Here is a 10,474-nt window from a genome sequence, read left to right as displayed (position 1 = left end):
ATTCGCGGAGGGGAGTACCCGGCGGCCTGTGCATGCGCCCCGAACAAGAACTCCCTGAAAATTCCCGGACATGAGCCCGGTCCCCGTGCAGCGCTCCGCCCCAGAACCCCTGACCCCCCGCGCGGCATGGGTCATGGTCCTGGCGCTGTGTGCCGGGGTCGCGCTGAGCCAGGCGTTCCGCACGGTCGGCGCCATCATGGCGAGTCCGCTGCAAACCGACTTCAGGCTGTCGGCCCAGGCCCTCGGGATTTTCTCGGGGGCTTTTCATTTTGCGTTCGGCGCGATGCAGCTGTTCATGGGCATCGGCATCGACCTGCACGGCGTGCGGCGCACGGTGCTGGTGGCTTTTCCCATCGCCATCGCGGGCGCGCTGCTGTCGGCGGCGGCTTCTAGCTACCTGGTGCTGGTGGCCGGGCAGGCGCTGATCGGCGTGGGCTGCGCGCCGGCCTTCCTGGTGTGCACCGTGTTCATCGCGCGGCACTTTCCGGCGGCGCGCTTCGCCACCGTGTCGGGCATGGTGCTGGCCATCGGCGGGCTGGGCATGCTGGTGACCGGCACGCCGCTGGCCTGGCTGGTGCAGGCCTATTCATGGCGCGCGGGCTTCCTGGTGCTGGCCGTGGCGGCCGCGCTGGCCTGGCTCGCCATCTGGCACTGGGTGCACGAGCCCGCTTCGGCCGTGCCGCAGGTGAAGGAATCGGTGCCAGAGGCCATCCGCCAGTTCGGCGCGCTGTTCGCGATGCCGCACACGCTCGGCATCGTGGTGCTGGGCGCGGTTACCTATGCCGCCTTTATCTCTCTGCGCGGGCTGTGGCTCGGCCCGCTCATGATGGGGCGGCACGGCTATTCGCTGGTGGAGAGCGGCAACGTCGCGCTGGCGGTGTCGGTGATCTCGCTGGTCGGCGCGCCCCTGTTCGGGCGGCTCGACCGCGACGGCGCAGCACGGCGGCGCTGGATCGTGATCTGCGCGCTCGGCTATGCGGGGCTCTTCGCGCTCATCGCGGTGCTGCACTCGGCCTGGCTGGACATCGCGGGCATGTTGCTGATCGGCGTGCTCTCGGGCTTCATCGTCTGGCAGTACGCCGACGTGCGCGGTGCCTACCCCGCCGCGCTCACCGGCCGCGCGATGGCCGTGTTCACGATGGCGATGTTCCTCGGCGTGGCGCTCATGCAGTGGGGCACCGGCGTCGCCGCCTCGGTGGCGTCCGCGCACGGCGCCGACCCGCTGACGGCCGTGCTGGCGACCATCGCCGCGCTGCTCGTGCTGGGCATCGCGGCCTTCGCGTGGCTGCCGGCGCCCAAGACATCCTCGGCCTGATCAGTGAACACCGCGGAACCGGCTTTGCCGGGCCGCAGGTGTCGCCCCGGCAGGGGGTCGGCGAAGCGACACGAAGTGCGCGCAGCCTGGGGGCGAGCCCGGTTCAGATCTTGAATGCGCGCTGGATGTCCGGCCGCACCAGGTCGGCGTACTCGCGGTGCTTGCGGATGTAGCCCGCAATGAACTGGCACACCGGAATCACGTGCAGCCCCTTGGCGCGGGCCTCGTCGAGCACGTGCCTGGCGATGCCGGAGCCCACGCCCTTGCCTTCATGCTCGGGCAGCACTTCGGTGTGGGTGAACATGATGGCGTCGGTCAGCAGGTTGTATTCGGCATAGGCCGCGAGCTTGCCGTCGAGCGCGGCCTCGTAGCGGTGCTGCGCTTCGTTGTTGGTGAAGACGAGTGCGGTGGCGTTGTCGGTCATGGTTGGCGTGCGAGGTAGGTTGCGAGATTGGCGGCGGCGGTGGCGCGCACCTTCTTGCGCAGCATCGGCGTCCAGCCCAGCAGCAGGCCCGGCGCGCCGAGCGCCTGGCGCGACCAGGTCCAGAACGCAAAGCTGTCGTGGTGCGTGGCGATCAGGCCTTCGGGCGTGAAGGTGAAGCGCGCGTCGACGCTGTTGTCGACGATGCGCCCGGTGGCGCTGAAGCGGTAGTGCGCGTCCCAGTGGGCGCCGCCGGTGCGCTCGTCGGCCTGCACGTCGCGCCAGGTCAGGCGCCACACGTCGGCGCCCTTGGCCTGCGTGGCGCTCGCCAGCATGCGCCACATGCCGCCGACCTGGCGCCGCCCGCGCAGCGAGAAGGCCTCGTCGTCGAATTCGGCATCGGGCGCGTAGCAGGCCTCCATGGTCGGCGCGTCGAGCTTGGCGAATGCGCTGTAGAAGCGCTCGATGGTCTGGGCGTTGGTCACTGCGGTCATGGGCTCTGTCTCTCCTGGTGTGTCCGGTCGCGTCTTGTCCTATCGGGCCGAGAGCAGCTCGACCAGCGTCTGCAGCGCGTAGTGCACCGTGGCCGCGCGTACCGTGGCGCGGTCGCCGTCGAAGCGGCGGCGCTCGGTGCGCACCTGGCCGTCGACCGACCAGCCGAACCACACGGTGCCCACCGGCTTGTCGGGCGTGCCGCCGGTCGGGCCCGCCACGCCGGTCACGGCCAGCGCCACGCGCGAAGGTGCCGAGCGGGCGATGGCGCCCACGGCCATGGCGCGCGCCACGGGCTCGCTGACCGCGCCGTTGGCCGCGATCAGCGCCGCGTCCACGCCCAGGATCTCGGTCTTGGCTTCGTTCGAATACGTGATGAAGCCGCGCTCGAACCATGCGCTGGAGCCCGCGAGCTCGGTGCAGGCCGCGCCTATGAGCCCGCCCGTGCAGCTCTCGGCGGTGGCCAGCATCCAGCCCTTCTTCTGCAGCAGGCCGGCCACGGCCACCACCAGTGCGGGCGTGTCGAGGTCCGCGAGCGTCGTCGCCTCGGCGGTTTTTGTCGTCGTCGTCGTCGTGGTCGAAGAAGAATCCATCGCTTTCACCATGTTCACCAGGCGCGCCACAGCGCAATGACCAGCAGCGTGCAGAAGGCCGCCACCAGGTCGTCGAGGATGATGCCGAAGCCCGCGTGCCACCAGCGCACCTGTGCCGCGTCGCGCTGCTTGAACAGCGCATCGGCCCAGGCCACCGGGCCGGGCTTGGCGGCGTCGAAATAGCGGAACAGCGCGAAGGCCACGGCCTGCGCCAGCAGCCCGGCCGGCGTCACCAGCCAGAGCACGATCCAGAAGGCGACCACCTCGTCCCACACCACGGCGCCGGGGTCGGCCACGTTCATGTCGCGCGCGGTGACGGTGCAGGCCCACCAGCCCACCGGCAGCGACGCCAGGATGATCCAGCCGATGGTCGCGGGCGTGAACCACAACTGCATCACCGCGAAGGCCGCCCAGGCCCACAGCGTGCCCACGGTGCCGGGCGCGAAGCGCGGCAGGCCCGAGCCGAAGCCCAGCGCGATGAAGTGCGCGGGGTGGGAGAGCATGAAGCGCAGCGTGGCGCGTCGCATGGAGGGCAGGGGCATGGCGCCGGACGGGGAGGCGTCGATGGGCGAAGTGGTGGAGGAGGAAGAGGAAGCAGCTTGCATCAGGGGCAGGAGTGTCGCGCATCTGCGGCGCGGCCTGTTCGGCGGCTTGTGCAGCAGCCGTTTTATTTATCAAAGCAATAGCTTGTTTAATTGGTGCGTGCGGCCTACCATCCAGGCTTCTTCCAAGTCCTCCGCATCCTTGTCATGTCCTCTTCTTCCGCCGCCCTGCGGCCCGCGCCCCCCACTGCCGGTTGGGGCGAACTCTTCAGCGGCCGCAACGGCTGGCGCGCGCTCGCGCTGACCGGCGGTGTCGCGCTGCATGCCATCAACGTCCACATCGTGACCACCGTGCTGCCCTCGGTGGTGCGCGAGATCGGCGGGCTCGACTGGTACGCCTGGAGCACCACGCTCTTCGTGGTCGGCTCGATCCTGGGCGCCACGCTGTCGGTGCGGCTGCTGGCGGTGCTCGGCCCGCGCGGTGCATGCCTGGCGGCGCTGGCGGTGTTCAGTGCCGGCTCCATCGGCTGTGCGCTGGCGCCGGCCATGCCGTGGATGCTCGCGGGCCGCACGGTGCAGGGGCTCGGCGGCGGGCTGCTCGCGGCGCTGAGCTACGGGTTGATCCAACTGGTGTTCGAGCAGCGGCTGTGGCCGCGCGCGGTGGCGCTGGTGTCGGGCATGTGGGGCGTCGCCACGTTGTGCGGGCCGGCCGTGGGCGGGCTGTTCGCGCAGGCCGGGCACTGGCGCTGGGCCTTCTGGTTCCTGCTGCCGGTGGCGGCAGCGCAGGCGGTGCTGGTGCTGGTGCAGCTGCGGCCCTCGGCCGGCGTGACGCACACGCGGCCCGCCGCCATGCCGCGCGTGCCGGGCCCGCAGATCGGGCTGCTCGCCACCTCGGTGCTGGTGATCGCGGCCAGCGGCCTGCTGTCCGACCTGCTCCGGCAGGCCGTCGGCGTGCTGGTGGGCCTGGCCATCGGCTTTGTTGCCACGCACATCGACCGCGGCGCCGCGGTGCGGGTGCTGCCGAGCGGCGCCTACTCGATGCGCGCGCCGCTCGGCGCCATCTATGCGAGCGTGGCGTTGCTGCTGATCGGCACCACCACCGAGATCTTCGTGCCTTACTTCCTGCAGCTGCTGCACGGCCATACGCCGCTTGCGGCGGGCTACCTCACGGCGGCGATGGCCGGCGGCTGGAGCGTGGGCTCGCTGCTGTCCTCGGGCCGCAGCGGCGCCGGCGCCGACCGCATGCTGCGCGCCGGGCCGGTGATCTGCACCCTGGGGCTGGCGGCGCTGGCGTGGCTGCTGCCGTCGCCGGGCGTGTTCGGCGCGGGCGTGGAGACGCTGGTCGTCGCGCTTGCGCTGGCGGCCGTGGGGCTTGGCGTGGGCATCGGCTGGCCGCACCTGCTGACGCGCGTGATGTCGCTCGCGCCCAAGGGCGAGGAAGGCCTGGCCTCGGCCTCGATCACCACGGTGCAGCTCTACGGCATGGCCGTGGGCGCCGCGGTGGCGGGCCTGGTGGCGAATGCGGCGGGGCTCACCACCCCGGGCGGCGTGGAAGGCGCGCGCTCGGCGGCGGCCTGGCTGTTCGCGAGCTTCGCGCTCGCCCCGGCGCTGGCCGTATGGCTGGCCTGGCGCGCGGTTGCCGCCAGGCGCTAGACGAAATGATCGAAGGAGCCGAAGCGCTGCGGCACCGGCGCGCCGGCCGAATCGACGATGCGCAGCCCCGCGTCAGGCTCGACGCGGCCGATGCGCGACACGGGCGTCGCGCTGTCGAGGCCGGCCTGCTCGACCGCCGCGCGTGCTGAAGGCGGCGCGGTGAAGACCAGTTCGTAGTCGTCGCCGCCCGAGAGTGCGCAGGTGCGCAGGACGGCGGTGCCCAGGCCCGGCGCCTGGGCGGCGATCAGGCCGGTGGCCGCATCGGCGTCCAGCGTGGCGCCCACCTTGCTCGACGCCAGGATGTGGCCCAGGTCGCCGATCAGCCCGTCGCTCACGTCCACGGCTGAAGACGCGATGCCGCGCAGCGCCTGCCCCAGCGCCACGCGCGGCGTGGGCTGCTCCATGCGCGCACGCGCCGATTCGAACGCCTCTGCCGGCATCGACACCGTGCCGCGGAACACCTCGAGCGCCAGGCGCGCATCGCCCAGCGTGCCGCTGACCCAGATGTCGTCGCCGGCGCGCGCGCCGGAGCGCAGCAGCGCCGCGCCGGCCGGCACTTCGCCGAACACCGTGATGCAGATGTTGAGCGGGCCGCGCGTGGTGTCGCCGCCCACCAGTTCGCAGCCGTGCGCGTCGGCCAGCGCGAACAGGCCGCGCGAGAAGCCTTCGAGCCAGGGCTCGTCGACGCCGGGCAGCGCCAGCGCCAGCGTGAAGGCCAGCGGCTTCGCGCCGCAGGCGGCAAGGTCGCTGAGGTTCACCGCCAGCGCCTTGTGGCCGAGCCGCGCCGGATCGACGGTCGAGAGAAAGTGCCGGCCCTCGACCAGCATGTCGGAGGACACCGCGAGCTGCATGCCCGCCGCGGGCGCGAGCAAGGCGCAGTCGTCGCCCACGCCGAGGGGAGAGCGCGTGGCGGGGCGCTTGAAGTAGCGTGTGATCAGGTCGAATTCACCCATGCGGCGAGCATAAGCGGTGCGCCGCGGGCGGCCTCAGGCTTCGCCCCGGAACCGCAGCGCCGCCTGCCGCACCACCTCCGCCAGCAGCCGTTCTTTTCCCTGCTTCTCGCGCAGCCACCGCGCGTCGTTGCGGTTGGCCTCCACGCTGGTGCGCAGTTCGCCCAGCGCCTGCGTGGCGTTGAGCGCCTCGCTGTGCCACTCGAGCTGCGTCATCGTCATCAGGATGTGGTCGCGCAGCGGCATGTGCTGGCCGCTGGCGGGGTCGACGTAGACCGCGTCCAGTCCGAAGCGGCAGGCCTGGAAGCGGTTGTAGGTGTAGACGAGATAGTCGTCCTCGGTCGGCTCGAAGGGCTGCTCCTGCAGGAACCAAGCGGCCAATGACTGCACGTAGCCCGCGAGCGCGGCGGCGCGCTCCACGGTGAGCGGCGTGTCGAACACGCGGATCTCGATGGTGCCGAACTCGGGCTTGGGGCGGATGTCCCAGTAGAAGTCTTTCATGCTGCGCACGACGCCGGTGCGGGTCATGCGCTCGAAATACGCCTCGAATTCCTTCCAGCTCAGCGTGAAGGGCGCGCGGCCCGACAGCGGGAACGCGAACACCGAGTTCAGCCGCGCCGAGTCGAACTGCGTGTCCTGCCCCTGCACGAAGGGCGAAGACGCCGACAGCGCGATGAAGTGCGGGATGTAGCGCGACATGCGGTGCAGCATCAGCAGCGCCGCGTCGGCGTCGGGGCAGCCGATGTGCACGTGCTGGCCGAAGATGGTGAACTGCTTGCTCAGGTAGCCGTACAGCTCCGACAGCTCGCGAAAGCGCGGCTTGTCGTAGATGCGCCGCTCGTGCCACTGCTGGAAGGCATGCGTGCCGCCGCCCACCACAGCGATGTTGAGCTTGTCGGCATTGCGGATCAGCGCCTCGCGGATCGGCGAAAGCTGCGTGATCACGTCCTGCGCCGAATGGCAGATGTCGGTCGAGATCTCGATCATGCTCGAGGTCATCTCGGGCACCACGCTGCCGGGCAGCGGCGTCTGCGCCATCAGCCGCAGCATGTCCTCGGCGTACGGCGCGAGGTCGTAGTCGTGCGTGTTCACGAGCTGAAGTTCCAGCTCCACGCCCAGCGACAGCGCCTGCGACTTGTTGAAGGGCTCCAGCTTGACCATGCGGCTCGCCGGGTCCGCAGGCAGCGGGGCGGAGCGCACGTCGTCGCTGTCCGGATCCACGGGGGTGGCCGCGCTGCTGTTGTTGCTGATGCTGCTCATCGCTGCGTGTCCTCGGTGGTGCTGAAGGCCTGGGGCGCCCAGGGCACCGAACTCTCCCCGACCGCATGGATGGCCACTGTGGCGAGCACCGCGCCCACCACTTCCATCAGCAGGATCGAGGGCAGGGCCACCTGCGTGATCATGGTGCCCAGCAGGGGCGAGGCGGTGGCGAAATTGGAGGCGATGAGCAGCGCGATCGACGACAGCGGCGACATCGCGCAGCCGACCCAGAAGGCCTGCTTCCAGCTTGCGCCGCTTCCGGGGTTGGCGATGGCCACGCCTGCGATCTTGGTCAGCAGGCGCACGCCGATCACTGCCAGCACCACGCTGGCCACGGGCAGGGTCCAGTCGGCCTGCGCGGCGACGATGGACACCAGCACGAACATCAGCATGGTCAGCAGCGAGGCGGCCGTGCCAAGCTGGCGCTGCCAGGCCCAGGGCTTGGGGTTGAGCGTCTTGAGCAGCACGCCGCCGATCAGCGCCGCCAGCGGCGCCGAGCCGCCGATGTGCGCGGTGAGGGCAGCGCCCGCCGCGATGATCGCCAGCAGCAGGATCGACGTGTTCTCGCTGGTCGGGCTCATCACCCGCAGCGCCGAGCGCAGCGCCAGCGCCATGATGCCGCCCACCACGAACGACAGGCCCAGCACCACGGCCACCGGATAGAGCTGCTGCAGCACCGTTTGCGGCGCGCGCTCGATCAGCCCGGCCTGCGCATAGCCCAGCGCCAGCGCGTAGAAGGTGTTGAGCGTGGACAGCGTCATGGCGCGTTCGGTCACCGGGCCGGCGGCGCGGGTGTCGATGATCACGCGGCTGAGCACCGCCGGCGAGGCCACGATGGCCATCAGCGCGATCGGGTTGGCCACCGGCTCTGGCAGGCCCAGCAGCGTCAGGATCCAGTACACGCCGAAATAGGTGAGCGTGGCTTCGAGCAGGCTCTGCACCAGCACCATCGGGTTGTGCCGGAACCAGCGCAGCGGCAGCCGGCCACCGGCCTCGAACAGCACCACGGCCGCGCCCAGCTCCAGCAGGAAGAGGCTGATGCCGCGCAGCGGCCAGATCGCGCCTTCGAAGCCGGCGAAGCCGACCACCGCGCCCACCAGCGAATAGCCGATCACCTTGGGCAGCCCCAGGTAGCGCTGGACCAGGTGGCCGGAGGCCGCTGCCGCCGCCAGCAGCAGCGACCACAGCACGGTGGGAAGGCCGGCCGAGGGGCGCACCCATTCGGACCAGAAGCCCAGCAGGTCGTTGAGGAAGCTCGTCAGGTTCATGCAGGTAGGAAGAAGCTCACCGGCCGGCTGCGCCAGCGCGCCCAGATCGCGCGGCGGATGCGCGCGCGGTCATTCAGGCTCACGCTGTGCGCGCGCAGCGCCAGCCGGAAAGCGAAATAGAAACTCACGCTCACATTGAGCGCGCCGATCACGGGAATGGCCGCCACCGCCCACCACAGCGCGGGCTGCTGCAGCACCGCGGGGCCGGTGGACGCCGCGGCCGCGGCGATCTGCCCGGCCGACAGTGTCACGTGGCGCACATCCAGGCCGAGCCCGAAGAAACCCGCGAACGCGGGCAGCAGTCCGAGCATGAGTCCCAGCGAGATGTTGGAGGCGAAGCCTGAGATGTGCGTGCGCATGAAGTCGGCCCAGCGGCGAGCCCGTGCGGCACCCAGAAAAGCGCCGATGCGGGGGTTGTAACGCATCGCGGAGTCCAGTCTGTGCAGGACAAAGGCGTTTTCTGTCCATCCGGCGATGATGCTGGCCGAAAACAGCAGGATGCCGGTGAATGCCGCATAAAGCGCAGTCGGGCCGGCCAGCGACAGCGAATTCAGCGTGGCCGCCGCATGCGCCGCGTCGAGCAGCGGCCGGCCGGTTGCCAGCTGGATCAGCAGCGCCACCGCCGCCATCGCGGGCACCACCACCAGCACGTTGCCCAGCACCGCCGCCACCTGGGAGCGCACCAGGTTGGCCACCTCGTCCACGAACCGGGCCACCGCCTCGTCCGACTTGATGTCGCGCAGCCGCGCCGCCAGCGCCGGCGCGGTCATGGCGGGCTGCTTGGTGGCCAGCGTCAGGTGCAGCAGCTGGATGGCGACGAAGCTCGCCGCGTACATGAGGCCCGCGGCCAGCCCGCTCCAGAAGGCCGACAGGCCCAGCGCATAGATGCCGAACTTCAGCAGCACCGTGATGGAAGTGAGCGCGCCGCCGCCCGCGGCCTTCTTCACCATCTGCGCATAGCTGGCGCGGTCGCGGGTGATGTAGTGCTCGCCGGTCTCGGCGCTGCGCTCGGTCACCTTGGCGGCCAGCATCGACGAGTTGGACGCGATCAGCGCGCGGATGCTGTTGCGCTCGCCGCCCGCCAGCACCAGCCGTCCGATCAGCCGCGCCACGCTGGGCGCGGGGCTGGGCGACATCAGGCAGTCGAGCAGCTCGCGGATGCGCAGCACGCGCTCGCGCAGCTGGCGCAGCCGGAACACCAGGCCCACCGAGATGCCGTTGTCCTCCAGGTGCGTGTAGACCGACGAGGTCACGGTGCGGCAGGCGTCGAGCCGGTCGCGGAAGACCACGAAGGCCGCCTGCAGCGCGGCCTCGTCGCGCGGCTGCGCGAACATCTGCTCGCGCAGGCCGTCGAGGTCGGCCATCAGCGCGTGGAACGGGCGGGCCGCGACGAGCTCGGGGCTCATGCGCAGCCGCAACTCGGGCGAGAAGCCGGTGGCCACCACCTGGCTGGCGCAGTAGGTCACGGCGTCCATCACCGTGTGGCGCCAGCGCGGGGCGCCGTCGTCGTCGATGGCCACGTCGGCCAGCAGCGCGCCGATGCGCGCGAGCTGCGTCTCGTCGAGCAGCGCGATCCAGCCGGCGTCGAACACGCCCGGCAGCACCATACGGAACAGGTCCGACGCGTCGGTGGTCTCCGGCGTGCCGGGCAGGATCTTGCGGCGCAGCCGTTCGCCCAGCTCGCTGGCGAAGGCGGTGCGCGGCGCGAAGCCGTAGTCGGCCAGCAGCGTGGTCAGGTCGACCGACTGCGTGAACGCACGCCACCAGGCGCGCAGCCGCTCGCGCAGCTCCGGCCGCGCCTCGATGGCGTCGAGCAGCAGCTGGACGCGGCCCATGGCCGCCTGGGGCGAGGCGCGGTCGCCGCGCAGCCAGTCGAAGATGTTGATGAGCCAGATGTGGCGCTGCGCCACATCGGCCGTAGGGTCGAGGCCGGCAAGCAGCCCCTGCAAGTCGCGCGATGCGGCAGCCATGTGGGGGGGC

General features: G+C 70.9%; 10 protein-coding genes. 2 read left to right on the top strand and 8 right to left on the bottom strand.

Annotated features, from left to right (window positions below; translation table 11 throughout):
* Nucleotides 1–133 precede the first annotated feature (133 nt).
* The gene (locus tag AC1RVW_RS30150; RefSeq protein WP_493204378.1) at nt 134–1,315 is read left to right on the top strand and encodes an MFS transporter; all 1,182 of its coding nucleotides are present in this window, start codon (nt 134–136) and stop codon (nt 1,313–1,315) included.
* Between the two features lie 103 nt (nt 1,316–1,418).
* Here the strand turns inward: AC1RVW_RS30150 and AC1RVW_RS30145 are convergent, their stop codons facing one another.
* Genes AC1RVW_RS30145 through AC1RVW_RS30130 form a run of 4 tightly spaced genes read right to left on the bottom strand, consistent with a single transcriptional unit; the run spans nt 1,419 to nt 3,426 of the window.
* Nucleotides 1,419–1,739: a GNAT family N-acetyltransferase gene (locus AC1RVW_RS30145; protein ID WP_081267834.1), complete on the bottom strand. Its 321-nt coding sequence runs from the start codon at nt 1,737–1,739 to the stop codon at nt 1,419–1,421.
* Nucleotides 1,736–2,230 carry a nuclear transport factor 2 family protein gene (locus AC1RVW_RS30140; RefSeq protein WP_081267835.1) on the bottom strand — a complete coding sequence of 165 codons (495 nt, stop codon included), beginning with the start codon at nt 2,228–2,230 and terminating at the stop codon, nt 1,736–1,738. Before AC1RVW_RS30140 ends, AC1RVW_RS30145 begins: the two co-directional genes overlap by 4 nt.
* A gap of 39 nt (nt 2,231–2,269) precedes the next feature.
* Nucleotides 2,270–2,821, bottom strand: a complete 552-nt coding sequence (locus tag AC1RVW_RS30135) for a CinA family protein (protein WP_493204373.1) — start codon at nt 2,819–2,821, stop codon at nt 2,270–2,272.
* A gap of 14 nt (nt 2,822–2,835) precedes the next feature.
* Nucleotides 2,836–3,426 (bottom strand): phosphatidylglycerophosphatase A family protein, encoded by a 591-nt coding sequence (locus AC1RVW_RS30130; RefSeq protein ID WP_493204372.1) that lies wholly within the window; start codon nt 3,424–3,426, stop codon nt 2,836–2,838.
* Nucleotides 3,427–3,570: 144 nt separating this feature from the next.
* Between AC1RVW_RS30130 and AC1RVW_RS30125 the strand changes: the two genes are divergently transcribed.
* Nucleotides 3,571–5,016, top strand: coding sequence for an MFS transporter (locus tag AC1RVW_RS30125; protein WP_493204370.1), 1,446 nt, complete (start codon nt 3,571–3,573; stop codon nt 5,014–5,016).
* On the opposite strand, the gene thiL is transcribed toward AC1RVW_RS30125, so the two are convergent.
* The 4 genes from thiL to AC1RVW_RS30105 all read right to left on the bottom strand — a co-directional run bounded on the left by thiL (nt 5,013) and on the right by AC1RVW_RS30105 (nt 10,464).
* Nucleotides 5,013–5,969, bottom strand: a complete 957-nt coding sequence (gene thiL, locus AC1RVW_RS30120) for a thiamine-phosphate kinase (protein WP_493204369.1) — start codon at nt 5,967–5,969, stop codon at nt 5,013–5,015. The two genes, AC1RVW_RS30125 and thiL, sit on opposite strands and share 4 nt — an antisense overlap.
* 33 nt (nt 5,970–6,002) lie before the next feature.
* On the bottom strand, nt 6,003–7,127 hold the full coding sequence (locus AC1RVW_RS30115; protein WP_159053750.1) for a YbdK family carboxylate-amine ligase: 1,125 nt from the start codon (nt 7,125–7,127) through the stop codon (nt 6,003–6,005).
* A 95-nt stretch (nt 7,128–7,222) separates the two neighbouring features.
* Entirely contained in the window at nt 7,223–8,494 is a 1,272-nt protein-coding gene (locus AC1RVW_RS30110; protein ID WP_081267840.1) for a cation:proton antiporter, read from the bottom strand.
* Nucleotides 8,491–10,464, bottom strand: a complete 1,974-nt coding sequence (locus AC1RVW_RS30105; RefSeq protein WP_493204375.1) for a site-specific recombinase — start codon at nt 10,462–10,464, stop codon at nt 8,491–8,493. The genes AC1RVW_RS30110 and AC1RVW_RS30105 overlap by 4 nt, the downstream gene beginning before the upstream one ends.
* Nucleotides 10,465–10,474: the final 10 nt, after the last annotated feature.

The organism is Variovorax sp. MPBD4-3 (genome assembly GCF_058809745.1).
Note: the sequence above shows the minus strand (reverse complement) of the source record. Positions and strands in the feature narration are given on the sequence as shown.

Coding starts and splice junctions, on each gene's coding strand:
- AC1RVW_RS30135 (WP_493204373.1), bottom strand. CDS start 2,821: ATGGATTCTTCTTCGACCACGACGACGACGACGACAAAAACCGCCGAG.
- AC1RVW_RS30130 (WP_493204372.1), bottom strand. CDS start 3,426: ATGCAAGCTGCTTCCTCTTCCTCCTCCACCACTTCGCCCATCGACGCC.
- AC1RVW_RS30140 (WP_081267835.1), bottom strand. CDS start 2,230: ATGACCGCAGTGACCAACGCCCAGACCATCGAGCGCTTCTACAGCGCA.
- thiL (WP_493204369.1), bottom strand. CDS start 5,969: ATGGGTGAATTCGACCTGATCACACGCTACTTCAAGCGCCCCGCCACG.
- AC1RVW_RS30150 (WP_493204378.1), top strand. CDS start 134: ATGGTCCTGGCGCTGTGTGCCGGGGTCGCGCTGAGCCAGGCGTTCCGC.
- AC1RVW_RS30125 (WP_493204370.1), top strand. CDS start 3,571: ATGTCCTCTTCTTCCGCCGCCCTGCGGCCCGCGCCCCCCACTGCCGGT.
- AC1RVW_RS30105 (WP_493204375.1), bottom strand. CDS start 10,464: ATGGCTGCCGCATCGCGCGACTTGCAGGGGCTGCTTGCCGGCCTCGAC.
- AC1RVW_RS30115 (WP_159053750.1), bottom strand. CDS start 7,127: ATGGTCAAGCTGGAGCCCTTCAACAAGTCGCAGGCGCTGTCGCTGGGC.
- AC1RVW_RS30145 (WP_081267834.1), bottom strand. CDS start 1,739: ATGACCGACAACGCCACCGCACTCGTCTTCACCAACAACGAAGCGCAG.
- AC1RVW_RS30110 (WP_081267840.1), bottom strand. CDS start 8,494: ATGAACCTGACGAGCTTCCTCAACGACCTGCTGGGCTTCTGGTCCGAA.